The organism is Streptomyces sp. NPDC051738 (genome assembly GCF_044453205.1).
In the GTDB taxonomy this organism is placed as follows: domain Bacteria; phylum Actinomycetota; class Actinomycetes; order Streptomycetales; family Streptomycetaceae; genus Streptomyces.
On the sequence record NZ_JBITCM010000003.1, the window covers coordinates 350,375 to 376,682 of the forward strand.

Below are 26,308 nucleotides of genomic sequence, written 5' to 3' on the forward strand. Positions count from 1 at the left end.
TCTACGGGCAGCGGTCGCGGGCACCCTCACGGGTTCGGCCCGCGGCCACGGTGCGGCGCGGGTTGCGGCGCAGGTACTCGCCCTCCAGCTGCGCCATGCGTTCGTTGTGGGCCCGCAGCGCGTCGTTCGAGCCGTAGAGAAGCGTGTCGTGGCGCGTCCGGTGGATGGTCTCCAGCTCCTTCATGAGCTGCTGGTCGTCCAGCCGGCCGGGGTCGACTCCAGTCATGGTGGTGCCCCGCTCGTCGTGCCGTCGTTGTCGGCGACCTGGATTCAGTTCCTGTCTGCATCCACTGTACGAACACCCCGGCCCCTGGGCCCTCCGTGCACGTCCGTCCAGCGGGCAGAACCCCTGACGGGGGGGCGAACACCTACCGCGCCCGCTCCACCCGCCGCTCGTCCCACACCGGCTCCGGCGTCTCCCGTACCCGCCCGTCACTGCCGAAGACCAGGTAGCGGTCGAAGGAGCGCGCGAACCAGCGGTCATGGGTGACCGCCAGCACCGTGCCCTCGAACGCCTCAAGGCCCTCCTGGAGCGCCTCGGCGGATTCCAGGTCGAGGTTGTCGGTCGGCTCGTCGAGGAGCAGGGCCGTGACGCCCTCCAGCTCCAGCAGGAGGATCTGGAAGCGGGCCTGCTGACCACCGGAGAGCCGATCGAAAGCCTGTTCGGCTTGCTGGGTCAGCTCGTAGCGGCGCAGGCGGGACATGGCGGCGCCCCGGTCCTGAGCGTGTTCCTTCCACAGAATGTCGAGGAGGGTACGGCCGATCAGCTCGGGGTGTGCGTGCGTCTGGGCGAAGTGCCCGGGCACCACGCGCGCGCCCAGCTTCCACTGCCCGGTGTGCGCCACGTCCTCCCCCGCCAGCAGCCGCAGGAAGTGCGACTTGCCGGAGCCGTTGGAGCCCAGGACGGCGACGCGCTCGCCGTAGAAGACCTCCAGCGAGAACGGCTTCATCAGGCCCGTGAGCTCCAGCTCCTCGCAGGTGACGGCCCGCACCCCGGTGCGGCCGCCCTTCAGCCGCATCCTGATGTCCTGCTCGCGCGGCGGCTCGGGCGGTGGCCCCGCCTCCTCGTACTTGCGCAGCCGGGTCTGGGCGGCCCGGTAGCGAGAGGCCATGTCGGGGCTGTTCTCGGCGGCCTGACGGAGCGTCAGCACCAGCTTCTTCAGCTGGGCGTGCTTCTCGTCCCAGCGTTTGCGCAGCTCCTCGAAACGGGCGAAGCGCTGACGCCGGGCCTCGTGGTACGTGGCGAAACCGCCGCCGTGCACCCAGGCGTCGGCGCCCGCGGGCGAGGGCTCGACGGAGACGATCTTCTCGGCGGCGCGGGCGAGGAGTTCCCGGTCGTGGGAGACGAAGAGGACGGTCTTGCGGGTCTCCTTGAGCCGCTCCTCCAGCCAGCGCTTGCCGGGCACGTCGAGGTAGTTGTCCGGCTCGTCGAGCAGCAGCACCTCGTCGGTGCCGCGCAGCAGCGCCTCCAGCACCAGCCGCTTCTGCTCACCGCCGGACAGTGTGCGCACCTGCCGCCACTGCGCCTTGTCGTACGGCACCCCGAGCGCGGCGGTCGTGCACATGTCCCACAGCGTCTCGGCCTCGTACCCGCGCACCTCGGCCCAGTCGGCGAGCGCCTGCGCGTACTTCAGCTGGGCGGCCTCGTCGTCGACGGTCATGATCGCGTGCTCGGCGGCGTCGACGGCCTTCGCGACCTCACGGATCCGGGGCGGCGCGACCGAGACGAGCAGGTCACGTACGGTCGTCTCGTCCCGTACGGACCCCACGAACTGCCGCATCACCCCGAGACCGCCACTCACGGTGACGGTGCCGCCGTGCGGTTTCAGCTCCCCGGAGATCAGCCGCAGCAGGGTCGTCTTCCCGGCACCGTTGGGCCCGACCAGCGCCACGACGGCCCCTTCCCCCACCCGGAAGGACACGTCGCCGAGCAACGCCCTCCCGTCGGGGAGGTAGTACTCGAGGTGCGCGGCTTCCAGATGTCCCATGGGCCGCATTCTGCGGGCCGCCGCAGAGCTCGGGCAAACTCTTATCCCAAACGCCGGGCTGTTTCGAAGGCGGGGGCAAGGAGACGCCCTAAAGGGGCGCGGGGAACTGCGCGACCAGCCACAACACACCCGCACCCGGCATCAAAGACGCACCCCTACGGCGCATCCCCGACAACAGCCCACCCCGCAGGCCCGCCTTCCCCGGCGGGAGCCACCACGGCCCCGGCCCAGGCCAGCGCCTTCCACCCATCCGCAGGCGACCCGTCAAGGATCACCACTCCCGTGTTCTCCAGCGGATGCGCCGCGGCGAACGGGACATCGACATTGACGGCCCGGGCAGCCGTCCACAGACGGATCACCGCACCATGGCTCACCAGCGCAACGGTCCCGGCCCCACTGCCGGCGGCCTCGGAAACCACCGCGTCGAACCGCGCCAGCGCCTCCGCCCCGCTCTCACCACCCGGCATCCGCAGCTCCGTGTCACCGCCCGCCCAGGCGAACACGGTCTTCATGTAGAGCGCGCCCTGCTCGGACTCGCCGGGCAGCATCTCCAGGTCGCCCGCGGTCACCTCGCGGATGCCGTCCCGCACGATCACGTCGAGGCCGCGCGCGGCGGCCAGCGGGGCCGCGGTCAGCTGGGTGCGGGTCAGGGTGGAGACGTAGATCGCCTCGATGTCCTCGCCGGCGAGGGCCTCGGGGAGGGCGGCGGCCTGCCCTTCGCCGAGTTCGGTCAGGCCCGGGCCGGGGACCGCCGTGTCGAGCAGATGGCCCAGGTTCGACGGGGTCTGACCGTGACGTATGAGGAGCAGACGCATGTACAGGTTCCTTCGTGTGTCGGTCACCGTCGGCCGGACACCAATCGGGCACTTCAGGGTACCCAGCCCTGTATGAGCCCAGACGTCGACCTCACCGTCCCCAAGCCCGGCCGGCACGTCCTGCGCGACCGGCTCCTGGCCCTCGACTCCCGGCTGTTCGAGTTCGCCGCCGAGCAGCATTGGCCGTATGCCGAGCGGGTGCTGCCACGGCTCAGCCGGAGCGCGAACCACGGGGTGCTGTGGTTCGCGACGGCCGCAGCGATCGCCGCGAGCCGCTCGCCACGAGCCCGTCGGGCCGCGGCCCGGGGCCTCGCCTCGTTGAGCCTGGCCTCGCTGACCATCAACACCCTCGGCAAGCGGTCGGTACGCCGCCCCCGGCCCGTCCTGGACCCCGTACCGCTCGTCCGGCAGCTGAAGCGGCAGCCGATCACCACCTCGTTCCCGTCGGGGCACGCCGCGTCGGCCGCCGCGTTCGTGACCGGTGTCGCCCTGGAGTCGCCCACGTGGGGCCTGGTCGTGGCCCCGATCGCCTGGTCGGTCGCGCTGTCCCGGGTGTACACGGGCGTCCACTTCCCGAGCGACGTACTCGCGGGCGCGGCTCTGGGCGCGGGTGCCGCGTTCGCCGTACGGGGCATGGTGCCCACCCGCGACCGGCTGATTCCGTCAGCCGGGCCCCGTACGGACGTGCCGGCGCTGCCGGACGGAGACGGCCTGGTGATGGTGGCCAACAAGGGGTCGGGCACCTCCGACCGGGTGCACTCCCTGCTGGACGCGCTGCCGCGCGCCGAGGTCGTCGAGTGCGAACCGGCCGACACCCGCGTCGAGTTGCAGAAGGCGGCGCTTCGAGCCCGGGTGCTCGGCGTGTGCGGTGGCGACGGCACGGTGAACGCGGCCGCGGAGGTGGCCCTGCGGCACGGCCTGCCCCTGGCGGTGCTGCCCGGCGGTACCCTGAACCACTTCGCGCAGGACCTGGGTGTGGAGGACGAGCGCGATCTGGGCCGGGCCGTGCAGCGGGGCCAGGCCGTGCGCGTGGACGTGGGCCGGTTCACCTGCGACGGACGCGAGGGCCTGTTCCTCAACACCTGCAGCCTGGGCGTGTATCCGGAACTGGTGCGCCAGCGGGATCACTTCTCGCCCCGCATCGGCGCCTGGCCGGCCGGGGTGTTCGCGGCACTGCGCGTCCTGCGCAGCGAACGCCACCCCCTGCACGCCGAAGTCGCCGGCCGCAAGCACCCGTTGTGGCTGCTGTTCGCCGGAAACGGCACCTATCACCGGGTGGGCCTCGCCCCCGCCCGGCGCCTGGACCTCGCGGACGGCGTGCTCGACGTACGGGTCGTGCACGGCGGGCGCCGCCCCGCCCTGCGCCTGCTCGCGGCCGCCCTCGCGGGCCCGCTGACCCGCTCTCCGGCCCATGCGGCGGTCCAGGTGGGCCGACTTCGCCTGAGCGGGGTCACGCCGGGCGCGCTTCTCGCGTACGACGGCGAAGTGACCGAGGTGGGGGGCGAGGTGACGCTGGAGAAGCTGCCGGAGGCGCTGACGGTCTACCGTCCGCTGCCCGGTCACTGATCGCCGGCACCTGATGGGCCATCAGTCCACATAGCAAAACAAGGGTCTCGGTATTCGATATGCGGGCGTAGCGTGGAGCCATGTCCAAGACACAGGAGACCGCCGTCTACACGCACGGACACCACGAGTCCGTGCTGCGTTCGCACACCTGGCGCACCGCCGCCAACTCCGCTGCCTACCTGCTCGGTTCACTCAAACCGCATATGCGGATCCTGGATGTCGGCTGCGGCCCGGGCACCATCACCGCGGACCTGGCGGGCCTGGTCCCCGACGGGCACGTCACCGGTGTCGACCGGGCGCCGGAGATCCTGGAGCAGGCCGGGGCCACGGCCGCCGGACGCGGCCTGACGAACGTCGAGTTCGCGGTCGCGGACGTGCACGCCCTGGACTTCCCGGACGACACGTTCTGCGTCGTCCACGCCCACCAGGTGCTCCAGCACGTCGGCGATCCGGTGGGCGCGCTGCGCGAGATGAGGCGGGTGACCAAGCCGGGCGGCTTCATCGCGGTCCGCGACTCGGACTACGCGGCCATGACCTGGTATCCGGCGTCCGAAGGCATGGACGCCTGGCTGGACCTGTACCGCCGGGTCGCGCGGGCCAACGGCGGCGAGCCGGACGCCGGGCGCCGGCTGAAGTCCTGGGCACTGCGCGCGGGGCTCACCGACATCACCGCCACCTCGGGCACCTGGACCTTCTCGACGCCGGACGAGCGCGCCTGGTGGAGCGGCCTGTGGGCGGATCGGACGCTGGCGTCGGCGTATGCCGAGCGGGCCACGGAGGGCGGGCACGCGAGTGCGGAGCAGTTGCGGGCCGTGTCGGAGGCCTGGCGGGAGTGGGGGCGGCAGGAGGACGGCTGGTTCAGCGTGCTGCACGGGGAAATTCTGTGCCGTAAGGACGTCTGAATCGCCGAATTCGGGTAACCCGGAATGCAGGAGGTTCACATTATGGTTCCCATCCTGCTGGTGTTGCTACTCGCACTGATTCTCTTCGGTGCGGGATTCGCTGTCGAGCTGCTTTGGTACATCGCGATCGCGGTGCTCGTTCTGTGGTTGCTGGGATTCCTGCTGCGCGGCACGACCGCGGCCGGGGGCAGGGGCCGCTGGTACCGGTGGTGACATAAGTCCCGGTACCGGTGATGACTCACTCCCGGGGGAGCAGCGGCCCGAGCGGCCCGAGGTCCAGGTTCAGGTCCTCGGGCCGCAGGCCGTAGCGCTCACGCAGTTCGGTCATGCGGTCGTCGAGCAGCATGAGCGTGAGACCGATCCGCTCCTCCTGGTCCTCGCTCAGGTCGCCCGTGTCGAAGCGGCGCAGCGCCTGGCGCTCCATGAGCTGGCGCAGCAACTCCACGACCGTGAGGACGAGTTTCACCAGGTCGCGTTCGACGGTGTCGGGTTCGAGGTCCAGCCGGCCTCGTTGTGAGGTGCCGCCGCGTCGGCCCCAGTGTGACGTACCGCCTTGTGCAGAACCTCGCTGTGCCGAGGCTCGTTGCGTCGAACGTCGTTGCGGCATCATGTCAACTCCCCCCAGGGCGACGGGACCTGCTCGTTGACGGAGCTGATCAGCGCGTTCAGGTCGATGCGGACGAGGTCGACGTCGGCGATGCGCAAGGTGATGTCCCCCGTGACGACGACGCCCCCGGCGAGCAGCCGGTCGAGCAGGTCCACGAGGGCGATCTCACGGCGTTCGACGACGGTCACGGCCCCACCTCCGGCTCCTCCGTGAACTCTCCGGTGAAGGAATACGCCGCCCACGGCCCGGTGAGTTCCACACGAATTCCCGGGGCGTCGTCCTTCTCCCGGTCCACGAGTTCCACGAATTCCTCGGAATCCGCGCGCGGCACCAGATAGGCGGCGTTGAGCACATTCTGCCCGGAGGCCCCGGAAAGCGCGGTGTTCTGCGGAGCATGCAGCCGGGAATCCTCGGCGAATGCGGAGAGCTTTTCGTGCAGCCGGCCGGAGAACACGGCGGCTTTCTCCCACGTGTCCTCGCGGGCCCGTGTCTGGGTACGGCGCTGTCGCAGATAGTCACGGCCGGACACGGCCTCGCCCCGCGCCCGGCCGGTACCCGCCGACTCCGCCGAACCCGCTGCCTCCGCGGCCACGGACTCGGCGTACACCTTGACGCCCCACTCCACCCGTCCCTCCAGCCGGTCGAGCACACGCTGGAAGGCCTCTTCGCGGGCCTCCATCATGGTCCGTACGCCGCTGTCGTCCCGGAAGACGGTGGCGAGCCGCAGCGGCAGCGGGGTGGTGACGACGGTGAGCGCGTCGATGACCTGCTGGTGGGCGCGGGCCGTGACGGTGAGCCAGTCCAGATCCTCCAAGTGGGAACGCAGTGGCTCCTCGGCGAAGTCCGCCTCCGGCACCGTACTGACGACGGCGACCAGGCCGTGGTGCGTGAGCTGTTTCGGCGGTGCCCCTGCGACCCCCGTCAGCTGGGACTGGAGCGCGGAGCGAAAGGGGCGGCAGACGGCGTAGACGTACCGCAGTGCGGTCATGGGGCCTCCTCCTGTTCCTCCCACTGTTCCCGGGCGGGCTCCAGCTGGGCCAGGCGCTCACGCAACTCGGCGTTCTCCCGGGCGAGTTCCTTGCGGCGGGCGCCGGAGGACAGCGCCGGGTCGTCCTCCCACCAGTCGATGCCCATCTCCTTCGCCTTGTCGACCGAGGCGACGATGAGACGCAGCTTGATCGTGAGGAGTTCGATGTCGAGCAGGTTGATGCGGATGTCGCCCGCGATGACTATGCCCTTGTCGAGCACCCTTTCCAGGATGTCGGCGAGGTTGGCGCCACTGCCCTGGCCGTAGGGCTCGGGCAGCCGGCTGGACATCGTCATCGTCGGCTCCCGCCACCGGCGTACTCAGGTACATCCTCGTACTCGGGCTCTTCCTCGTCCTCGTACGCGTCCTCGGGCTCCTCCTGGTCCCCTCGCTCCGCGTCCTCGCCCTCTACGTCCTCGTCCTCCGCGTCCTCTTCGTCGTACTCGCCCTCGGGCTCCTCGTTCTCGGGCTCCTCGTCCTCGGCGTACTCGCCGTTCTCGCCCTTCTCCTCGTCTTCGTCGTACTCCTCCTCGTCCTCCTCCTCGACCGCGTCCTCATGGCTGCGGACGACCTCGCCGTCGCGGATCTCGCCGCGCCAGCCGTCCTCGGCCTCTCCCTTGAGGGTGATGAAGCGGACGTAGTTCTTCAGGTCGAGGCGTACCCGGCGGCCCTGCGAACGCCAGATGTTGCCGGTCTTCTCGAACAGGCCCGAGGGGTAGTACTCGACGACCAGCAGGACACGGGTGAGGTTGTCGTCGAGCCGGTGGAAGGAGACGACGCCCTTCGTGGTGCCCTTCGCGCCTTCCGACTTCCAGGCGATCCGGTCGTCCGGCACCTGCTCGGTGGTGTGCGCCTTCCAGCTGCGGTTGGACCAGAAGACCTTGAGCTGCCAGTCGGAGGTCGTGTCGTCGGCGCGGTTCGCGCTCTTCACGCCCTTCGCGAAGGTGCTGAAGTCCTGGTACTGGGTCCACTGGTCGTACGCGGTGCGCAGCGGCACACCGACGTCGACGTACTCGATGATGACGGTGGGCTTCTTGCCGGCCGAGCCCTTGCGCTTGCCCTTGCCGCCGCCGAGGTTCTTGAACGCGCCGACCACCTTGTCCTTGGCCTGTCCGGCGCCGACCTCCAGCGCGCTGCGCAGCGGGCTCTTGCCGCCGGCGAGCTTGCGGCCGCCGTCGAGCGCGAGCTTGGCCAGACCTGGGCTTTGGCCCTCAGCGATGTCGTTCAGCTTGACCGTGGCCTCGCCGAGCTTGCGCCCCGCGCCGACCAGCAGCCGCTGGGTCTGCGCGGCGAGGTACTCCTGCAGCTCGGCCTTCAGCCGGTCGGCGGCCTCACTGTGGGCCACGTCGGCCAGTGGTTGCTTCGCGGCTCCGCGGGCAGCGGAACTCGCGGATCCGAGCGTGTCGGTCATCGCCCTTCACCGCCCTTCGACTGGCGCGCCCGGCCGCCGCGGGCGGATCCGCGAGCCCCGGCCGTCTTTCTGCTGGTGGTCGACTTGCCGGTCCCGCTCCGCTTCGCGGCCGCCTTCTTGGGCGCTGTCCTGCCGGCGGTGGTCTTCTTCGCCGCCGTCTTCTTCGCGGGGGCCTTCTTGGCCGCCTTCTTGGCGGTCTTCTTCGGCGCTGCCTTCCGGGACGGCTCCTCGTCCTCGGAGTCCTCAGCCTCGTCGTCCTCGGAGTCCTCAGCCTCGTCGCGGTCCTCGTCCTCCGCGCGCGGCTCCTCGTCCTCGGTCTCGTCCTCGGACTCCTCGGCGTCCTCATCCTGAGCGTCGAGATCCGGCGTCGGTACCGCGCCCGACAGCTGCTCGCGCACCTCGGCGGTGCGTCCGTGCAGCCGGTCGGAGAGCGCGTCGAGCTGTCGTTCGACCAGGGCGCCGGACGCCGCCTCGCCGACGCCGCGCAGGTCCTCGCGCAGCTGGTCCCCGATCTCCTTGAACTGCGGGTTCTTCAGGAGCTGTTGGGAGACCATGTCCGCGACGGCCCGTGGGCTCAGATGCATCCGCTTGCCGGCCACGGCACTGCCCACGGCCAACGCCAGTTTCAGTTTCCTCGTCCGTCCGAGGAAATATCCGGCCCCTATCGCGAGGCCCAGTCCCACTCGGTTCATCATGCTGTCCCGTCGCTGTTCCCGTACCCTGCGCGTTGGCCGATCTCCAGTCGGTCGAGAAGTTCGTCCTCACGTCGGTCGAACTCCTCCTCGTCGATCTCGCCCGCGGTCAACCGCTCCTCCAGGCTCGCCAGTTCGGCCCGCACGGTGACCGGGTCGTAGTAGATGCGTTCCGCCTCGTTCAGCACCTGTCTGATCACCCATCCGCTGCCGCGCACCGGGGCGAACGGCAGGAGCAGCACCTCTCCGATCAGTCCCACCGCCACCACCTCACTCCGTCGCCGTTTCGCCGCCGGACATGCTGTCCGCGGGCTCGGCGGGGCCGGGCTCGACGAAGCTGTACGGCGGCAGCGGGCCATTGACGCGCAGGTCGAGGTGCGGATGGCCCTTGCGGAGCTGTTCGACGGCGGTCAGGAACGTCTCGACCTCGTCGCGGCCGACCAGGAACGACACGTTCGCGATCCAGCCGGTGGACTCGGGGCCCACGCTGACCGCGTCGGCGGCCGGTTCCAGGGTGTGCTGCACATCGGTCGCGTCCTCGGACTCCTGCGCCTTGACCGCGGCGACCACCATCTCGCCGAGGCGGAGCCGATCGTCGTAGGAGCCGCCGCCGGCCTGCCGGTTGGCCTCCGTCATGGCCCGGATCTCCGGGTTCGCGGCCAGCACCCGGTGCAGCACGGCCTCCTCGGCGTGCGTGGCCTTCACGTTGTACTCGACCTTGCCGTCCAGGGCGGCGAGCCGCTCCCGGTAGTGCTCGGTGCGCTCGGCGAGTACGCCGGTGACCGTGTCGTCGTCGGGGGCGACGCTGCCGAACCGCATGGGCAGGACAGGGCCGGTCGCACCCGCCTCGGCGAGCACGTTCGAGTGGGCGAGCAGTTCCCTGCGCTTGGGGCGCAGGTCTTCGGGGGCCTCGCTGACCAGGGCGGCGAGCGGACCCTCCTTCAGCACACGCACGGGGCGCGGCGGCTCGCCCACACCGCCGAAGTCCTTCGGGAGGGCGGGATGGGAGCTCGCGGTGATGCCGTACACATAGGTACTCACTCCTGGTCCTCCTTCCTGCGCGACGGGGTGGACTTGTGCGTGCGCTGCCTGGGCCGCTCCTCCTCGCCTTCGTCACGTGCCTGCTTGAAGGCGTCGGAGATGGTCTCGGCGGCGCCGGACAGCGCCCCCTTGGACTTGCCGCGCGCGCCGGACTCGGTGATCTCGCCGACCAGGTCGGGCAGGCCCGGCGCCTTGCGCGGCCCGGCCTCCAGGTCGAGCCGGTTGCACGCCTCGGCGAAGCGGAGATAGGTGTCGACGCTGGCGACGACGACACGGATGTCGATCTTCAGGATTTCGATGCCGACCAGGGAGACCCGTACGAATGCGTCAATGACGAGCCCCCTGTCGAGGACGAGTTCGAGAACGTCGTAGAGGCCACTGCTGCCGCCTCCGCCGCCGGTCTGCTGTGCCGGGACAACGGTCATGCCGGACCTTCCTCCATTTCTCGGGACGGCGCGCTGGACGTGGGTGGGCGGCCTATCGACCGCCGGGCCTTCGTGCGTCGGAACGCCCGCGTTCGTAGCGGCGTACGCGCCGGTAGCCCGCGAGCTGTCCTTGGGGGTCGAGATCGACCTGGTAGCTCGCCATCAGGCTCATCGTGTCGGGGACGCGGGCCAGTTCCAGGACCTCGATTTCGAGCGTCCAGCCGTCCTCCGTGTGCTCGAAGGACGTCACCGTCTCCGCGTTCATACCGGTCAGTTCGGCGAGCTGGGCCCGTGCCTGACGCAGGACCTCCATCGGGGCCGGCTGTTCGTCCGCCCCGCCCGTCTGCCGTCTGGATGATTTGGGTGTGTTCTGTGAATCATTCATGGGCGCCTCCTGCGCCGAGTGACCTGGAAGGCGCCGGTCAAACCCGTGGCCCGGTTTCTTCAGCCGCGCAGTGCGTCGAGCCTGCGCCTGGCCGGGCCCAGGGCGCGGCCGCGGTCCAGCAGTCCGCCCCAGGGATTGGTGCGGGCCTGCTCCACGGCGTCGGCGATGCTCCAGCGGCGGGCGTCCAGCTCCGGGTCGTCCAAGTCGGCCCAGGTCAGCGGCGTGGCGACGGGGGCGCCGGGCCGGGCGCGCACGGTGTAGGGCACGACGACGGTCTGGGCGTAGGCGTTGCGCTGCACATCGAGGTAGAGACGGTCGCCGCGTTCCTTCTTGCGGGCGGCGGTGGTGAGCCGGTCCGGGTGGGCGGCCTCCAGCACCCCGGCGACGTCCTTGGCGAACTCGCGGACCTCGTCGAAGTCGTGGTGCCCATTGAGGGGTACGACGATGTGCAGCCCGCGCGAGCCGGTGGTCATCGGAGCCGAGGGCAGCCTCAGTTCGTCGAGGAGTTCACCGAGCAGCTCGGCCGCCTCCCTGACCTGCGCGAAGGAGTCCTCGGCAACGTCGCCGGCCGGGTCGAGGTCGAAGACCATCCGGTCGGGGCGGTCGATGCCGTTGGTGCGGGAGAGCCAGCGGTGGAGGGTGAGGCAGGCCTGGTCGGTGAGGAAGACGAGGCCGGCGGTGTCGTCGCACACCGTGTGACAGACGGTGCCGCCTTCCTTGGGCACCTCGAAGCGGGTGATCCAGTCCGGGTAGTGGTCCGGTGTGTTCTTCTGCATGAACCGGGGGCCGTCGAGACCGTCCGGGTAGCGCTCCAGCATCAGGGGGCGCCCGCGCAGATGCGGCAGCATGAAGGCGGCGACGGACCGGTAGTAGTCGACGAGGTCGCCCTTGGTGTACTCCTTGGCGCCCCCGTCGCCGGGGAACAGCACCTTGTCGACGCGTTTGACCTCGACGGTACGGCGCCCCGCCCGCACCTTCTTCGTACCGTCGTCGCCCGTCACCGTACGACCGCCTCCTCCACGAGCAGCTTCCCGGCGGCGGCGATGGACACGGCGTCGATGCCCGCGGTGTGCAGCTGCTGGTCCGGGGAGGCGGAGCCCGGCATCCGGCGGACGGCGAGGCGCACCAGGCGCGGCACCGGGCGCCCGTCGAGGAACGCGTCCAGCACGGCGTCGCCGATGCCGCCCTCCTCGCGATGGTCCTCCACGGTGAGCAGACAGCCGGTGTCCTCGGCGGCCCGGCGCAGCGTGGACCGGTCGACGGGCTTGACCGAGTACAGATCCACGACCCGCACCTGGATGCCCTCCCGGTCCAGGACGTCGGCGGCGGCGAGCGCCTCGTGCACGGTGACGCCGGCGGCGACGACGGTCAGCCGGTCCCGGTCACTGGCGCGCAGCACCTTGCAGCCGCCGACGGGGAACTCCTCGTCGGGGCCGTAGATGACCGGGCTCTCGCCGCGCGAGGTGCGCAGATAGCGGATGCCCTCCAGGCCGGCCATGGCGGCGACGAGCCGCGCGGTCTGGTTGGCGTCGCACGGATACAGCACCGTCGAGCCGTACACGGCCCGCATCATCGCCAGGTCCTCCAGGCCCATCTGGCTCGGCCCGTCCTGCCCGATCGCGACACCGGCGTGCGAGCCGACGAGGTTGATGCCGGCACCGCTGACCGACGCCATGCGCACGAAGTCATGGGCGCGGGTGAGGAAGGCGGCGAAGGTCGCGGCGTACGGCACCCAGCCGCGCGTCGCGAGTCCCACCGCGGCGGCGACCATCTGCTGCTCGGCGATGTAGCACTCGAAGTAGCGCTCGGGGTGTTCCTTGGCGAAGAACTCGGCGCGGGTGGAGTCGCCGACCTCGCCGTCGAGGGCGACGATGTCACCGCGCCCGGTGCCGAGAGCGGCGAGTGCCTCGCCGTAGGCGTTGCGGGTGGCGACCTTCTCCCCCTTCTCCCAGCGGGGCAGTTCGAGGTGTCCGGCGTGCACGGCGTGCAGCACGCGGGCGGCGGGCGGCTCATGGACGTGGATGTGGATGTCACGCTCCCCGCCCAGTTCGGCAATGGCCTCGTCGGGCTCCGGCAGGGGCTTTCCGTGCAGTCCCTCCCGGTCCTGGACGGCTGCGACGCCCTTGCCCTTGAGGGTGCGGGCGAGGATCACGGTGGGCTGCCCGGCGGTGGACCTGGCCTCCGCGTACGCCCGGTCGACGGCGTCCACGTCATGCCCGTCCACCTCGACGGTGTGCCAGCCGAACGCCCGGAAGCGGCGGGCGTAGGCATCGAGATCGTGGCCGTGCCGGGTCGGGCCGCGCTGGCCCAGCCGGTTCACGTCGACGATCGCGGTGAGGTTGTCCAGATGCTCGTACGCCGCGTGCTCGGCGGCCTCCCACACGGACCCTTCCGCGAGCTCGCTGTCCCCGCACAGCACCCACACCCGGTACGCGACCCGGTCGAGCCGCTTCCCGGCCAGCGCGATCCCCACCCCGATCGGCAGCCCCTGCCCGAGCGACCCGGTCGCGGTCTCCACCCACGGCACCTGGCGCGGCGTGGGGTGCCCTTCGAGCCGGCTGCCGAGCTTGCGGAAGGTGAGCAGCTCACCGTCCTCGATGGCGCCCGTCGCCTTGTAGGCGGCGTACAGCAGGGGCGAGGCGTGCCCCTTGGAGAGGACGAAGCGGTCGTTGCCGGGGTGGGCGGGCCGGTCGAAGTCGTAGCGCAGGTGGTTCGCGAGGAGTACGGCCGTCAGATCGGCGGCGGACATCGACGACGTCGGATGCCCCGACCCCGCGGCGGCGGAGGCCCGCACACTGTCCACGCGCAACTGCTGGGCGAGTTCGACGAGTTCGGCGGTGTTCATGGGGCTCCTTCCGAGGAGTTACGGGAGTGGGGTGCGGGGGTCTCGGGGTGCGGCTTGTGGACTGCGGGGGCGTCGGCGGGCGGCTCGTGGGCGGCCCGGAGATCGGAGCGCGTGACGGGGCCGGGTGGTTCGGGGTGTGTGGCGGCGTCGGGGTCCTGAACGGGGTCGGGGCGCCGGGCGGAAGCCGGGGCGTCTCCGGGCCGGTCCTTGGCGGGCTCGCTGACCGCACGACTCTTCTTGGTCATCTCAGCCTTCTCTGTCTTCTCGGCCTTGTCGGCCTTGTCGGCCTTGTCGGACTCAGTGGCCCCGGGACCCGGCCCCCGGACCAGCTCCGGCGACGCGGTGTCCAGCGGCACCGACCACGACCGCACGAGTCCCAACTGCACGGCCTGGCGCGGCAGTACGGCGTCCAGGAGCCAGTCGGCGGCGACGCGGATGCGGTTGCCGGGCATCGCGGCGAGGTGGTAGCCGCGGGTGACCGCGCCCGCCGCCACGCCGGAGAGCGGGACGCCGAGCGGGTTGGCGGCCGCCTTGACGCCGCCCAGGTCCACGACGAAGCCCATGTCGCGGTGGCGGTAGGGACGCCGCTCGCCGATGCCCAGGGACGCGGCGACGTTGTGGGCGACGACCTTGCCGTGCCGCCAGGCATGCTGGGCGGTCATCGGCGTGTACTCACCGGGCCGCTCCAGGTCGGGCACGGCGGCGCCGTCCCCGGCGGCGAACAGCTCGGGCCGGCCCGGCACCTGGAGGTACGGGTCGACGAGCAGACGGCCCCGCTCCAGGGGCAGTCCGAGGGATTCGGCGAGCGGATCGGGCCGTACGCCGACGCACCACACCAGCGTGCGGGTGTCGACGAACTCGCCGTCGGTCAGCAGGACCCCGCGGTGCGTGGCCTCCTTCACGGAGGTGCCCATCCGCACCTCCACGCCCCGCTGCCGCAGCACCCGGTCGGCGGTGCGCGACAGCCGCTCGTCCAGCTCGGGCAGGACGCGTTCGGCGATGTCGAGCAGCAGCCAGCGCGGCCGCATACGGGCCCGCAGCGGGTGTTTGCGCACCTGGGCGTCGGTGAACAGCTTCCCTTGCGCGGCGACCTCGGTCCCGGTGTAACCGGCGCCCACGACGACGAAGGTGCAGCGTGCGGCGCAGGTCTCGGGGTCGTCGGCGGCAGCCGCCAGCTCCACCTGCCGGGTCACGTGATCGCGCAGGTACAGCGCCTCGGGCAGGCCCCGGAAGCCGTGCGCGTGCTCGGCGACACCGGGGATGGGCAGCAGCTTGTTGACGCTGCCGGCGGCGAGGATCAGCCGGTCGAAGCGCAGGGTCCCGTCGTCGCCCTCGGGTCCCGTGTAGCGCACAGTGTGCGCGTCGAGGTCGATGGCGTCGGCCTCGCCCAGGACGAGCCGTGCGTGGGGCAGGGTGCCGGAGAGCGACACGGTCACCCGGCGCGGTTCCAGGATGCCGGCGGCGACCTGGGGCAGCAGGGGCAGATACAGGAAGTAGTCGGTCGGGTTCAGCAGGGTGATGTCGGCCTTGTTCCGGGTGAGCCGGGACAGGGTGCGGGCCGCACGGTACCCGGCGAACCCGGCGCCGACGATCACGATGCGGGGTCGACTCACGGTAAGCCTCCGGGGCTGTCGGTACCTCGGGAGCCTTCCGCGTCCCCCTGGCCAGGGCCGCCAAACGTCGGCCGGGACAGCCCCGGGCTTCCGGCACGTCACGCATCCGCACCGCATCCGACCGGGTTTCCGGCCGCACCTCCGGGTACCCGGAACGGCGACCCGCCCCCGACGCCGGCACGGCAGTCCCGGAGGTGTCCCGCCCCATGCCCCAGTACGGCTCCTTCTTTCCCGCGGCGGCCGATCGGCGCTCCGCGACGGTGACGAGGGGCGGCCTCGCGCGATGAGGCTCCATCTCCCCGTCGTCTCCGTCTACACGGTGCCCACGGACGCCCCCGAGGCCGACGGCACGCTGGCCTGGAACTCCACGACCGTGGTGATCGCCGAGGTGACGGCGGGAGACGCGACCGGCACGGGCTGGACGTACGGCCCCGCGGCGATCGGCGACTTCCTGCGCGACCATCTCGCGCCGCTCGTCGAGGGCCGCCACGCCCTGGACATCCCGGCCGCGCACGACGCGATGTCCCGCGCGATCCGCGACGCGGGCCGCCCGGGCGTCGCCGCGTGCGCGATCTCGGCGCTGGACATCGCCCTGTGGGATCTCAAGGCGCGCCTCCTCGAACTGCCGCTGACCCGCCTGCTGGGCGCCTGCCGCGAGCACGTCCCCGTGTACGGCAGCGGCGGCTTCACGACGTACCACGACACCCATCTGGTCGCGCAGTTGAACGGCTGGGTGCACGGTCAGCACATCCCGCGCGTGAAGATCAGGATCGGCGAGGATCGGGGCGGTGCCGTCCCGCGCGACCTGACCCGTGTGCGGGCGGCACGCCAAGTGGTCGGCTCCGAGGCCGAGTTGTACGTGGACGCGGGCGGCGCCTACACCCGCAAGCAGGCGATCCGGGTCGGCCACGCCCTCGCCGAGCACGGCGTGGAATGGTTCGAGGAGCCGATACCTTCGGACGACCTCGCCGGCCTGCGCCTGATCCACGACGTCCTGCCGTGCGACGTCACAGCGGGCGCGTACGGCTACGACCTCCCGTACTTCGCCCACCTGATCACCGCGGGCGCGGTCGACTGCCTCCAGATCGACGCCACACGCTGCGGCGGCCTGACGGAGTTCCTCCGCGCCGCCGCCCTCGCCCAGGCCCACGGCCTGGACGTCTCGGCCCACCGCGCCCCGCACGCGCACGCCGCCGTGGCCGCGGCGATCCCCAACCTCCGCCACATCGAGTGGTTCCACGACCACGTCCGCATGGAGGACATGTTCTTCGACGGCGCCCTGGACCCGACGGGCGGCACGGTCACCCCGACGCAGCGCATCGGCCACGGCCTGACGCTGCGCACGGAGGAGGTGCGGGAATACCGGGTGGCGTGAACGCCGTCGGGCTCGGCGGTGTCACGCCCGGTGGTGCGGCTGCACGGGGTCGATGGCGTCCGGGAGCGGCGTCTGCGCACCGGGCGGCGCGTCCGGCGCCGCAGTGCCCGTCGCCGGCGGGCCGGGCGGCATCGGCGGATACGGCGTGCCGAGCCCACCCGATGGGGCGGCCGCTGCCGTGCCACCGACGGCGCCTCCCTGGGCGGCGGCCTCGGCCCGGTGCTCCGGGCTCGGCCGGGACGCCGACGGGTGTGCCACACTCCGCAGCCCATACGCCACCGCGCCCAGGATGACCGCGGTGATCAGCGCGGCGGCCCAGTCCGGCAACCCCTCCGCGAGGCCCAGTCCCAGCGCGAGCGCGAGGGCCGCGCCCGCGTACAGGGCGACGGCGCCCGAGCCGGCGTACAGCATGGCCCGGCGGCGCTGCCTGCGCGTCTGCTCGCGCAGTTCGTCCCGTACGGTCTCGCGCGCCACCTGCGCCAGTTCGTCGACCAGGTGCTTGTCCAGATGCTCAAGATGATCCAAGCGGTCCATGGCGGCCGAGTACCCGTACAGGGGTCCACGTAACGGGGAGTGAGGGGATCGCGTGAAACGATCTCCCTGTCCGGCCGCTCCCCACTAGGCTCTCCACATGGACATTCTGGGAGCCACGCTGCGCGTCTGCGTCGACGACCTGGAGACCGCGGTCCCCTTCTACGAACGACTCTCGGGCGCCGCCGCCCTCCGCTTCGAACGCGGCGGTGTCCAGGTGGCCGCCGTCGGCTGCTTCCTGCTGATGAGCGGCCCCGAGTCCGAGTTGGAGGTACTGCGCAAGGTCGTGGCGACGATCGCCGTCAAGGACGTCGAGGAGACCCACCAGGTGCTCAGCGAGCTGGGCGCACACGTCATCGCCGGCCCGGTACCGACGCCGGTGGGCCGCAACCTGATCGCGATGCATCCCGACGGGACGATCTACGAGTACGCGGACCGCCAGGCGTGACCCGCCGACGGTTGGGCAACGCCCCAAAGGGGCGCGGGGAACTGCGCGACCAGCCACAACGGACCAGCAGACGGCAGCCGACAGACGCCCAACGGCGCTGTCACCGCACTCCCCGCGCAGCGCCCCGCATCTCGGCGGTGACAGCCCACCGCTCATGATCCCGCCACGCCCCGTCGATGAAGAGCATCCCCGGTGAGAAGCCCTCCAGCCGGAACCCACAGGCCCGCGCGAGGGCGATCGACGCGTTGTTGGCGGGCTGGACGTTGATCTCCAGCCGGTGCAGCCGCATCGGACCGAAGGCATGGCCGACCACCAGGTCGAGCCCTTCCCGCATCAGCCCGCGCCCGGCCGCGTGGGCGAAGGCGCCGTAACCGAGGGCGCCGCACTGAAAGGCGCCCTCGACGATGTTGTTGATATTGACGAACCCGGCGATGCCCCCGCCGTCGCCGCCCCCGCCGTCACCCTTCTCACAGACCAGGAACCCCGCCTTCGTCGGATCCTCGATCAGCCGCCCGGCATAGGCGGTGTAGGCCGATGCGCTGTCCGGCGGGAAGAGCCACGGATGGTGCAGCTTCTTGCTCTCCCGGGCACGCGCGGTGAACTCGGCACCGTCCTCGTAGCGGAAGTGGCGTATGCCCACGCGAGGGCCTTCGGCGAGGTAGCGGGACGCAGGGTGCGGCATTGCGCCAGCCTACGGCCCCCTATCGGCGCCGCCCCATGAAGTACGCCCCGCACAGCGCACCGATGATGCCCATGCCGAGCAGCGCCAGCCACAGCGGCATCGTGACCTCAGGGATCAGCAGCCGGATCTCGGTGGCGCGGGTGTTCTCGAAGATGAAGATCAGGGCGAGGGCGACGAGCACCAGCACGGTGGTCCGGGCGGGGGTCAGCGCCCCGCCCGGGCCACTCCGCTGCCCGCCGGCCTTCTTGCCGCTCTCCGACGTCTTCGCGGTCATACGACCAGGATGCTCCCGTGGACGCGATCACGCACGGTGAGTGCTCGCTCGCCTCTCAGTCAATCACCGGCAGCCGCAGCACCCCCGTGTCCTCAGGCGCGCTGACCACGGTCACCGGCTTGATCCCCCGGTTCCCGAAGTAGGCGTCGTCACTCGCCGCGACCACGAACCGCAGCCGGTGCCCCTTCTCGTACCGGTGCACGATCCCCGGCAGCGTCACGGTGAAGCTCCGCGTGACGTCCGGCACCCGCACCGGCGCGACCAGCCGGTGGACCAGCGTCTGGGTGCCGTCGGGCGCGACGTCGTACAGCTTGGCGAACAGCACGAGCTTGTCGGCGGCGTCCCCGGAGTGCTGCGTCCGCTCGGCCTTCGGGGAGACGACCTTCAGGGTGGCCCGGGGCGCCCCCACCACGTCGGTCGTGCGCGCGAGCGGCTCGCTGGTCCAGCCGAGATAGGTGCCCTTGGTGTCATACGGCGCCGGGTCCGGGAGCCCGATGATCCCGTACAGCGAACTCTCCGAATGGCTCGTGGGGACAAGCCAGTTGGTGTACGTGCGGCTGCCGCGCGCCACCTTCTTTCGGTTGTCGACGAGTTTGCCGTCGCCGGAGAGGTAGAGCGTCCGGGTCGGCTCGGGGACGCGATCGGCGGTGGCGTAGGTGCCGCCCGGGTCGGTGATCCAGTCGCGGTAGTAGGCGAAGGACGGTCCGGTGTCGACGTGCTGCTTGCGCAGGTAGCGGTCGAACCAGGCCAGGATGCGGCGGCCGACGTAGCTGGTCTCCAAGTTGCCCTGGGAGAGGTTGAGTTCACCGGATGCCGGATCGGTGAGGCCGCCGCTGTGGCCCCAGGACTGCCAGATCATCTTCGTCGGCGTTCCCTGGGCCTTGAGCGTCTTGTACGTCGCCGTCGCCTCGTTGAGGTTGAAGAGGCTGTCGGCCTGGCCCTGGACGAGGAGGGTGGGTGCCTTGACGCGGTTCAGGTACGACACCGGCGAGACGCTGCGGGCGTAGGAGAGCAGCTCGGCCGTCTGCTTCGCCGGGTAGCGGCCGGAGTTGAGGGTGCGGATCGTGTCGCAGGCCTTGGTGACGAAGTGCAGGCAGGCGAGGGAGTTGATGCGGGAGGGGTCGAGGTTCGGTTCCAGCAGGGGCTGGCCCTCGCCGATGAGGTAGAAGCCGTTGGCCCACTGCCACTTGAAGGCGCCGGGCACGCCGCCGCTGCCGACGGCGTTGTTCGGGTCGAGGGCGTAGGCGAGGTCGTTCCAGGTGATCATCGGGACGAGCGCGTCGACGCGCTGGTCGACGGCGGCCGTGGCCAGCTGGACGGCCCCGCCGTAGGAGCCGCCCGCCATGCCGACCCGCGGGTCACCGGGGCCGTCGAGGGTGACGAAGTCGGCCTTCGTGCCGTCGTCGGCGGCGCGTCTGCCGCCCAGGAAGTCGATCAGCCGTGAGGCGGCGACGCCGTCGATGGTGGGGTCGTCGAGCGAGATCAGACAGCCGGACCTGCCGAAGCCGAGCCCGGAGTAGATGAGGGAGACGTAGCCGCGCTGGGCGAAGGCCTTGCCGATGGCGTCGGTCGAGCCGTCGGACTTGCTGCCGCCGAAGCCGTTGGTGGCGAGGACGGCCGGTGCGGGACGGGCGCGGTCGACGCCCGCCGGCCGGTACAGGTCGGCGTCCACGGTGCAGGTACGGCCGCCTGCCTGGACGGTGAACTTCAGTGCGGTGACGGTGTATTGGCCAGCCGCGACGGCGGGGGCGGTGAGGGCGAGGGGGGCGGTGAGCGTGGCGCCGAGGACGAGAGCGAGTGGGGCTCGGGATCTGGGCACACGACGGGACACGGAGACCTCCACACTGAGGCACGCTGGGGACAACCCTGCTTACCGACCAGTAAGTACTGGCCGGTTGTCATGGTGTGACACGTGTCAGAAGAGGTCAATCACCGGGAAGGAGGGTTTCTTGACGGGAATTCAGTGAACTGGGCGTCACCAGAGGTCAGCGCAGCGCGGGCTCGTCGAGGACCAACTGAACGGCATCGGCGTCGAGTTCGGCGCTCACCCCGAAGGGGACCGTCAGCGCCCCGTCACCGTGCCCGAAGCCGAACTCCTCCACGACCGGAACGCCGAGGCCCCCGAGCCGGTCGACGAGGACCGCGCGCACCGCGTCGTACGGGCCGCACGCCGCCCAGGACCCGAGGGCGATCCCGGCGACTCCGTCGAGCCAGCCCGTGCGCAGGAGTTGGGTCAGCATCCGGTCGATGCGGTACGGCTGCTCGCCGACGTCCTCGGTCAGGAGCAGTCCGCCCCGGGCACCGGCTCGGGCGTGCGGTGTACCGAGATCGGAGGCGATCATGCTCAGGCAGCCGCCGAGGGTGACGCCGCGGGCCCGGCCGGGAACCATGGCCGTACCGTCGGCGGGGATCACACGGACCGTCTCCGGGGCGAAGAGCGTGGCCCTCAGGTGCTCCTGCGCGCGGGCGTTCTTGACGAAGTCGATCCCGGCCGCCGCCGGCCCGTGCAGGGTGACCAGGCCCAGCCGGGTGGCGAACGCCTGGTGCAGCACCGTGATGTCGCTGAAGCCGACGAACACCTTCGGCCCGGCCGCCCGCATCGCCGCCCAGTCGAGGAGGTCCACCATGCGCTGGGCCCCGTAGCCGCCCCGGGCGCACAGCACCGCGTCCACGGACGGATCGCACCAGGCGCGCTGGAGGTCGGCGGCCCGGTCGGCGTCCGTGCCCGCGAGGTAGTCCAACTCGCCGTGCCGGTCGAGCACATGGGGTGCCACGACCGGGTCGAGGTCCCAGCCACGCAGCACGTCGAGCCCGGCCTCCAGCCGCTCCTCGGACACCGGCCCGCTGGGCGCGACGACGGCGACGCGGGCGCCAGGGCCGAGGCGGGACGGTCGTACCAATGGCCGTACGGGCTGCGTCACTTGGCGAGCTCCAGCTTGGGGATCCCGGGCGGATTGAGCCCGAACACCTGGGCGTACAGGGAGAGTTCGGACTCCAGGACGCGGATCATCGTCTCCGACCGCCTGAATCCGTGGCCCTCCCCCTCGAAGGCGATGTAGGCGTGCGGCACCCGGCGCCCCTCCATACACGCCAGGAACCGCTCGCACTGCGCGGGCGGGCAGATCACGTCGTCCAGGCCCTGGAGCAGCAGGAAGGGCACGGTGAGGCGGTCGGCGTGCGCGGCGGGCGAGCGCTCCGCGTACCGTCCGGGGACCTCGGCGAGCGAAGCGAGATGGGGGTCCCCCCGCCCGGAGGGTGGGGGAGGGCCGACGAGGGTCTCCAGGTACCGGGACTCGAAGTCGTGGGTCTCGCCCGTGCCCCAGCCCTCCAGGTCGAGGATGGGGTAGAGGATCGTGCCGCAGGCGTAGACGTCGGTCGTGGTGAGCGAGGCGGCCGTGGTCCAGCCGCCCGCGCTGCCGCCCCGGATGGCGAGCCGGTCGCGGTCGGCGGTGCCCGCGTCGGCGAGGGCGAGCGCGACGGCCGCGCAGTCCTCGACGTCGACCACGCCCCACTGCTCGCGCAGCCGGTTGCGGTACTCCCGCCCGTATCCGCTGGAGCCGCCGTAGTTGACCTCGGCGACACCGATGCCGCGCGAGGTGAAGTAGGCGATGGCCAGGTCGAGCACCAGGGGCGCCCGGTCGGTGGGGCCGCCGTGCGCCCAGACGACGTACGGCGGCGGTGTGCCGCCGGGGGCCACGCAGCCGGGGTTGTGGGGCGGGTAGATGTGCGCGTGGACGTCGTCTCCGGCGGGGCCGGTGAAGGTGCGGATCTGCGGCTCGGGGTAGTAGGCGGGGTCCACGGCGTCGTCGTGCGCGGCCCCGATCACCCGGGACCGGCCGGTCCGCGTGTCCAGCTCGACCACCTCGTAGGCGCTGCGCGGACTGGCACCGACGGACACGACGCGCTCCCCGCTCACCGCGAGCGTGGGCGCGAACTCGGTCCAGGGTCCTGCCGCGTCGACGATCTCGCCGGTCTCGGGGTCCAGTATCCCGAGGGCGGTCGAGCCACGTCCGTGCACGACGGCGACGAGCCCGGTCTCCAACGGGGCGAACCAGCGCAGGCCGAGCTTCCAGAGCGGTCCGCCGAACTCCTCGTCGCGCGGACAGAGCGGTTCGCCGTCGCGGTAGAGGTTCCACCAGCCGCCGCGGTCGCTCACGTACAGCAGCCGGCCGTCGGCCGCCCAGTCGACCTGCGCGATCGACTCCTCCGGGCCCCCGGCGACGGTCCGCGGTCCGCCGAGCGCGCCATCCGCGCCAACGTCGGCGACCAGCAGCTCCGTGCCGTCCCACGGCATCCGCGGATGGTCCCAGGCGACCCACGCCGCCCGCCGCCCGTCGGGCGAGATCCGCGCTCCGGTGACGAACCGGTGCCGGTCGTCGGTGAGTTCGCGTACGGCGTCCCGGTCCTCGCCCGCGGAGCCGTCCAGCGGGACGGCGGCCAGGACACGCCGCACGTCGGTGGGCCCCTCCCCCGTGAACTCCTCCAGCACGCACCACACTTCACCGAGTTCGAGCCGCAACTGCGGCTCCACCCACCGCAGTCCACCACCCACGGAGGACAGGGGAGTGAGGGGACGCGGCTCACCGCCGCCCTCCTCGTACCGGTAGAGCCGCTGGTCGGCGAAGTCGACGAAGACGACGAACGGCCGGCCGTCGACCACCGTGCCCGCCCAGGGCTGTCCGCCGTACTCGACGACCCGGCTGCGCACGTTCCACGGAGCGGCCAGCACCGACTCCTCCACGCCGTCCGCCCGCCGCCGCACCAGCGTGCGCCGCCCGCCCTCCGTGGGCCGCGGCTCGGTCCACCACGCCTCGTCGCCGACGAAGCCCACGTACTCGGGACGTCCGTCGTGCGCGGCGGCGAGGGCCGCGTCGATGGGCGAGGGCCAGGAACCGTACGCCAGTGTCCGCACCGTCTCCCCCAACTCCCCTAGGCCGCGCACAGAAAACGGTCGAGAACGCGGACGCCGAAGTGCAGCGCCTCGACGGGCACGCGCTCGTCGACCCCGTGGAACATGGCCCCGTAGTCGTAGCCCTCCGGCAGCCGCAGCGGCGAGAAGCCGTAGCCGGTGATGCCGAGCCGCGAGAACTGCTTGGCGTCCGTGCCGCCGGGCATGCAGTACGGCACGACGTGGCCCTCGGGCGCGAACTCCTCGACGGCGGCGCGCATACGGGCGTACGTCGGCGAGTCCACGGGGGATTGGAGGGCCACCTCGTGGTGGTGGAACTCCCAGTCGACGTCCGGCCCGGTGAGCTCGTCGAGGGTCGCGCGGAACTCGTCCTCGAAGCCGGGGAGATACCGGCCGTCGACGTACGCCACGGCCTCCCCCGGAATCACGTTCACCTTGTAACCGGCGTCCAGCATGGTCGGGTTGGCGCTGTTGCGGACGGTCGCCTCGACGAGCCCCGCCGCCGGGCCGAGCTTCGCCAGCAGACCGTCCACGTCGTCCAGGTCGGCGTCGAGGCCGTACAGCGCGGCGAGTTCGGTGAGGGCGGCGCGGACCGTCGGGGTCAGCCGCAGCGGCCACTCGTGGGCGCCGATCCGGGTGACGGCAGCGGCGAGGCGGGTCACCGCGTTCTCCCGGTTGGGCCGGGAGCCGTGCGCGGCCCGCCCGCGTGCGGTGAGCTTGAGCCAGCCGGTGCCGCGCTCCCCTGCCGCGAGGGGGTAGAGCTGCCGCCCGCTGCCGTCGTGGACGGTGAACGCGCCGGACTCACCGATGCCCTCGGTGCAGCCCTCGAACAGCCCGGCGTGCCGGTCCGCGAGGAACCCTGAGCCGTCCTCGGCGCTGGCCTCCTCGTCGGCCGTGAACGCGATCACGACGTCACGCCGGGGCCGTAGGCCCTCGCGGGCCCAGGCACGGACGACGGCGAGGATCATCGCGTCCATGTTCTTCATGTCGACCGCGCCCCGCCCCCACACCACCCCGTCGCGGATCTCCCCGGAGAAGGGGTGCACGCTCCACTCGTCGGCCTGTGCGGGCACGACGTCGAGGTGACCGTGGACCAGCAGCGCGTCCGCCGACGGGTCGGTGCCCTCGATGCGGGCGACGACGTTCGTACGGCCCTTGGTGCGCTCCAGCAGGGTGGGCTCCAGGCCCGCCTCGGCCAGCCGCGCGGCGGCGTACTCGGCGGCGGGGCGTTCCTGGCAGTCGCCGCCGCCCCGGTTGGTCGTGTCGATGCGGATCAGGTCGGACGTGAACGTCACGACCTCCTCCAGTGCCTGCTGGTCAGCCATACTGCTCCTCCACCGCGGCCGAGACGATCGTGATGACCGCCTTGAAGGTACGGATTCCCTCGTACATGCGCTCGCTGGTGTACGCCACCTTGCGCTCACCGATCCGTTCGACGCCGGGTACGACGGTGGCGGCCATCGCGAGATGCTCGGCGTCGAATTCGACGGCGATGGTGAACGGACCCTCACCGACCGGCTCCCGACGGACCGCAAGACCGGCCGCCTCCTTGGCCGCGGCGCGGATGTCGGCGGCGGTCCTGGCCGGCGTACGGCACACGGCGGCGTACCGCGACACGTGGTCCTTGACGGCGACCTTCAGCGCCTCGGGCGCGTACCCGAGCGCGTCCTCGCAGGCCAGGTCGTCCCCGGTGACGAGTACGACGGGCACGCCGTACTCGGCGACGACGTGCGCGTTGAGCAGGCCCTCGCTCGCCCGTACGTCGTTCAGCCACACCCCGGTGATCTGGTTCGCGAGGTAGGTGTGGGCGAGGACTCCCTCCATGCCGGCGCCCGCGTGGTAGCCCACGAAGGCGATGCCGTCCACGTCCCCGTGCTGCACGCCCTCGACCATGGAGAGCGCCTTGTGCCGGCCGGTGAGCATCTCGGCCCGCTCGTCGAGCCGTTCGAGCAGCAGATTGCGCATGGTCCAGTGGGCCTCATTGATGACGACGGCGTCGGCGCCCCCGTCGAAGAAGCCCAGCACGGCGGCGTTGACGTCCGAGGTGAACATCCCCCGGCACCGCTCCCACTGAGGCGTCCCCGGCAGCACGTCGCCCGGCCAGGTCACGCCGGTGGCGCCCTCCATGTCGGCACTGATGAGGATCTTCATGCGGGTCCGTTCCCTCACAGGTCAGAGGCTTATCGTCCAGCTGATGACAGCAGTTTGCGACATCATGCGGTGAAACGTGCAGCGGTGACGGGGATCTTCATGCTGCTTCACCTTACGCGTCGACGCGGGAACTTCTTACGAGGCAGAGAGGGGGTCCACTCCTGAGACTCGGCACCTCGGAGAGCATGGACCTGAGGTCCCACATGCGTCCCGCAAGACTCCATGAGAGGTAGAGCAAGCGCCTTCTAAGCGCTTGGCCGCAGGTTCGAGTCCTGCCGGGGGCGCCTAGTCTCCGCCCTCCCATCGAGAGGGCGTTTTTGCTGGTCAGACGCCGTTTATCGGGCTCGGCGGAGTAGCTTCGCGGGTGCGGGTGGGCCCTCGGGCGGAGTCGGCGGGTGTCCGGCTGGGGACGATTTCGCCCGGCCCTCGGCGGGTGTTCTTCCCGAAAACTTCCCGAAGTTTCAGTACGGTCTCTTGCCGTCGAACCGCTCACTCACGCCGCGGTCTGTGGTCAGCCACAAGCATCGCACTCGGTCTCGCAAGGCGGGGCGCTCTGACCGTCCGTGTCATCCCACCCGGCCGACACTCGGATTCCCAGGCGTCGCCGCAGATGGCAGGGAC

29 protein-coding genes are annotated in these 26,308 nt (G+C 71.4%); 5 read left to right on the plus strand and 24 right to left on the minus strand.

Annotation, left to right across the window (positions count from 1 at the left end; genetic code table 11):
* Nucleotide 1: 1 nt before the first annotated feature.
* From ACIA8X_RS09405 to ACIA8X_RS09415, 3 genes are all read right to left on the minus strand, one after another.
* On the minus strand, nt 2-226 hold the full coding sequence (locus tag ACIA8X_RS09405; protein ID WP_393444975.1) for a DUF6158 family protein: 225 nt from the start codon (nt 224-226) through the stop codon (nt 2-4).
* 142 nt (nt 227-368) lie between these two features.
* Nucleotides 369-1,988, minus strand: coding sequence for an ABC-F family ATP-binding cassette domain-containing protein (locus ACIA8X_RS09410; protein ID WP_399458116.1), 1,620 nt, complete (start codon nt 1,986-1,988; stop codon nt 369-371).
* 155 nt (nt 1,989-2,143) lie between these two features.
* Nucleotides 2,144-2,803 carry a histidine phosphatase family protein gene (locus tag ACIA8X_RS09415; protein ID WP_399458117.1) on the minus strand — a complete coding sequence of 220 codons (660 nt, stop codon included), beginning with the start codon at nt 2,801-2,803 and terminating at the stop codon, nt 2,144-2,146.
* A gap of 72 nt (nt 2,804-2,875) precedes the next feature.
* Between ACIA8X_RS09415 and ACIA8X_RS09420 the strand changes: the two genes are divergently transcribed.
* The 3 genes from ACIA8X_RS09420 (at nt 2,876) to ACIA8X_RS09430 (ending at nt 5,484) form a co-directional block, all read left to right on the plus strand.
* Nucleotides 2,876-4,369 carry a bifunctional phosphatase PAP2/diacylglycerol kinase family protein gene (locus tag ACIA8X_RS09420; RefSeq protein ID WP_399458118.1) on the plus strand — a complete coding sequence of 498 codons (1,494 nt, stop codon included), beginning with the start codon at nt 2,876-2,878 and terminating at the stop codon, nt 4,367-4,369.
* A gap of 80 nt (nt 4,370-4,449) precedes the next feature.
* Nucleotides 4,450-5,271 (plus strand): methyltransferase domain-containing protein, encoded by an 822-nt coding sequence (locus ACIA8X_RS09425; RefSeq protein ID WP_393444983.1) that lies wholly within the window; start codon nt 4,450-4,452, stop codon nt 5,269-5,271.
* A gap of 42 nt (nt 5,272-5,313) precedes the next feature.
* A complete protein-coding gene (locus ACIA8X_RS09430; RefSeq protein WP_393444985.1) occupies nt 5,314-5,484 on the plus strand; it encodes a hydrophobic protein in 171 nt (56 codons plus the stop codon).
* Between the two features lie 25 nt (nt 5,485-5,509).
* Here the strand turns inward: ACIA8X_RS09430 and ACIA8X_RS09435 are convergent, their stop codons facing one another.
* The 13 genes from ACIA8X_RS09435 to ACIA8X_RS09495 form a co-directional block, all read right to left on the minus strand.
* Nucleotides 5,510-5,773 carry a gas vesicle protein K gene (locus tag ACIA8X_RS09435; RefSeq protein WP_399458197.1) on the minus strand — a complete coding sequence of 88 codons (264 nt, stop codon included), beginning with the start codon at nt 5,771-5,773 and terminating at the stop codon, nt 5,510-5,512.
* A 104-nt stretch (nt 5,774-5,877) separates the two neighbouring features.
* Nucleotides 5,878-6,066, minus strand: coding sequence for a gas vesicle protein (locus tag ACIA8X_RS09440; RefSeq protein WP_031475810.1), 189 nt, complete (start codon nt 6,064-6,066; stop codon nt 5,878-5,880).
* Nucleotides 6,063-6,866, minus strand: a complete 804-nt coding sequence (locus ACIA8X_RS09445) for a GvpL/GvpF family gas vesicle protein (protein ID WP_393444987.1) — start codon at nt 6,864-6,866, stop codon at nt 6,063-6,065. Before ACIA8X_RS09445 ends, ACIA8X_RS09440 begins: the two co-directional genes overlap by 4 nt.
* The gene (locus ACIA8X_RS09450) at nt 6,863-7,201 is read right to left on the minus strand and encodes a gas vesicle protein (RefSeq protein ID WP_399458119.1); all 339 of its coding nucleotides are present in this window, start codon (nt 7,199-7,201) and stop codon (nt 6,863-6,865) included. Before ACIA8X_RS09450 ends, ACIA8X_RS09445 begins: the two co-directional genes overlap by 4 nt.
* Nucleotides 7,198-8,316 carry an SRPBCC family protein gene (locus ACIA8X_RS09455; protein ID WP_399458120.1) on the minus strand — a complete coding sequence of 373 codons (1,119 nt, stop codon included), beginning with the start codon at nt 8,314-8,316 and terminating at the stop codon, nt 7,198-7,200. Before ACIA8X_RS09455 ends, ACIA8X_RS09450 begins: the two co-directional genes overlap by 4 nt.
* Complete coding sequence (locus ACIA8X_RS09460; protein WP_393445497.1) at nt 8,313-9,008, minus strand: DNA primase; 696 nt, start codon at nt 9,006-9,008, stop codon at nt 8,313-8,315. The genes ACIA8X_RS09455 and ACIA8X_RS09460 overlap by 4 nt, the downstream gene beginning before the upstream one ends.
* Complete coding sequence (locus ACIA8X_RS09465) at nt 9,008-9,268, minus strand: gas vesicle protein GvpG (protein ID WP_393444993.1); 261 nt, start codon at nt 9,266-9,268, stop codon at nt 9,008-9,010. Before ACIA8X_RS09465 ends, ACIA8X_RS09460 begins: the two co-directional genes overlap by 1 nt.
* Before the next feature lie 10 nt (nt 9,269-9,278).
* Nucleotides 9,279-10,049, minus strand: a complete 771-nt coding sequence (locus ACIA8X_RS09470; RefSeq protein ID WP_393444995.1) for a GvpL/GvpF family gas vesicle protein — start codon at nt 10,047-10,049, stop codon at nt 9,279-9,281.
* Nucleotides 10,046-10,474, minus strand: a complete 429-nt coding sequence (locus ACIA8X_RS09475; protein WP_393444997.1) for a gas vesicle structural protein GvpA — start codon at nt 10,472-10,474, stop codon at nt 10,046-10,048. The genes ACIA8X_RS09470 and ACIA8X_RS09475 overlap by 4 nt, the downstream gene beginning before the upstream one ends.
* 52 nt (nt 10,475-10,526) lie before the next feature.
* The gene (locus ACIA8X_RS09480) at nt 10,527-10,859 is read right to left on the minus strand and encodes a gas vesicle protein (protein WP_393444999.1); all 333 of its coding nucleotides are present in this window, start codon (nt 10,857-10,859) and stop codon (nt 10,527-10,529) included.
* Between the two features lie 59 nt (nt 10,860-10,918).
* Nucleotides 10,919-11,860 carry a non-homologous end-joining DNA ligase gene (gene ligD / locus ACIA8X_RS09485; protein ID WP_399458121.1) on the minus strand — a complete coding sequence of 314 codons (942 nt, stop codon included), beginning with the start codon at nt 11,858-11,860 and terminating at the stop codon, nt 10,919-10,921.
* On the minus strand, nt 11,857-13,704 hold the full coding sequence (locus tag ACIA8X_RS09490) for a transketolase (protein ID WP_399458122.1): 1,848 nt from the start codon (nt 13,702-13,704) through the stop codon (nt 11,857-11,859). Before ACIA8X_RS09490 ends, ligD begins: the two co-directional genes overlap by 4 nt.
* Nucleotides 13,701-15,317: an FAD-dependent oxidoreductase gene (locus ACIA8X_RS09495; RefSeq protein ID WP_399458123.1), complete on the minus strand. Its 1,617-nt coding sequence runs from the start codon at nt 15,315-15,317 to the stop codon at nt 13,701-13,703. The genes ACIA8X_RS09490 and ACIA8X_RS09495 overlap by 4 nt, the downstream gene beginning before the upstream one ends.
* Before the next feature lie 283 nt (nt 15,318-15,600).
* Between ACIA8X_RS09495 and ACIA8X_RS09500 the strand changes: the two genes are divergently transcribed.
* On the plus strand, nt 15,601-16,692 hold the full coding sequence (locus ACIA8X_RS09500) for an enolase C-terminal domain-like protein (RefSeq protein WP_399458124.1): 1,092 nt from the start codon (nt 15,601-15,603) through the stop codon (nt 16,690-16,692).
* Nucleotides 16,693-16,713: 21 nt separating this feature from the next.
* Here the strand turns inward: ACIA8X_RS09500 and ACIA8X_RS09505 are convergent, their stop codons facing one another.
* Nucleotides 16,714-17,226 (minus strand): phage holin family protein, encoded by a 513-nt coding sequence (locus ACIA8X_RS09505; RefSeq protein WP_393445011.1) that lies wholly within the window; start codon nt 17,224-17,226, stop codon nt 16,714-16,716.
* A 97-nt stretch (nt 17,227-17,323) separates the two neighbouring features.
* Between ACIA8X_RS09505 and ACIA8X_RS09510 the strand changes: the two genes are divergently transcribed.
* Nucleotides 17,324-17,671, plus strand: a complete 348-nt coding sequence (locus ACIA8X_RS09510; RefSeq protein ID WP_093905805.1) for a VOC family protein — start codon at nt 17,324-17,326, stop codon at nt 17,669-17,671.
* A gap of 100 nt (nt 17,672-17,771) precedes the next feature.
* Here the strand turns inward: ACIA8X_RS09510 and ACIA8X_RS09515 are convergent, their stop codons facing one another.
* From ACIA8X_RS09515 to ACIA8X_RS09545, 7 genes are all read right to left on the minus strand, one after another.
* Entirely contained in the window at nt 17,772-18,353 is a 582-nt protein-coding gene (locus tag ACIA8X_RS09515; RefSeq protein WP_393445013.1) for a GNAT family N-acetyltransferase, read from the minus strand.
* A gap of 19 nt (nt 18,354-18,372) precedes the next feature.
* Complete coding sequence (locus tag ACIA8X_RS09520; protein WP_393445015.1) at nt 18,373-18,627, minus strand: DUF1049 domain-containing protein; 255 nt, start codon at nt 18,625-18,627, stop codon at nt 18,373-18,375.
* A gap of 55 nt (nt 18,628-18,682) precedes the next feature.
* Entirely contained in the window at nt 18,683-20,458 is a 1,776-nt protein-coding gene (locus ACIA8X_RS09525) for a CocE/NonD family hydrolase (RefSeq protein WP_399458125.1), read from the minus strand.
* A gap of 154 nt (nt 20,459-20,612) precedes the next feature.
* On the minus strand, nt 20,613-21,548 hold the full coding sequence (locus tag ACIA8X_RS09530) for an LD-carboxypeptidase (RefSeq protein ID WP_393445019.1): 936 nt from the start codon (nt 21,546-21,548) through the stop codon (nt 20,613-20,615).
* Nucleotides 21,545-23,539 (minus strand): prolyl oligopeptidase family serine peptidase, encoded by a 1,995-nt coding sequence (locus tag ACIA8X_RS09535; RefSeq protein ID WP_399458126.1) that lies wholly within the window; start codon nt 23,537-23,539, stop codon nt 21,545-21,547. The genes ACIA8X_RS09530 and ACIA8X_RS09535 overlap by 4 nt, the downstream gene beginning before the upstream one ends.
* Nucleotides 23,540-23,556: 17 nt before the next feature.
* Complete coding sequence (locus tag ACIA8X_RS09540) at nt 23,557-24,861, minus strand: M20/M25/M40 family metallo-hydrolase (protein WP_399458127.1); 1,305 nt, start codon at nt 24,859-24,861, stop codon at nt 23,557-23,559.
* The gene (locus ACIA8X_RS09545) at nt 24,854-25,687 is read right to left on the minus strand and encodes a M55 family metallopeptidase (RefSeq protein WP_399458128.1); all 834 of its coding nucleotides are present in this window, start codon (nt 25,685-25,687) and stop codon (nt 24,854-24,856) included. Before ACIA8X_RS09545 ends, ACIA8X_RS09540 begins: the two co-directional genes overlap by 8 nt.
* Nucleotides 25,688-26,308 lie beyond the last annotated feature (621 nt).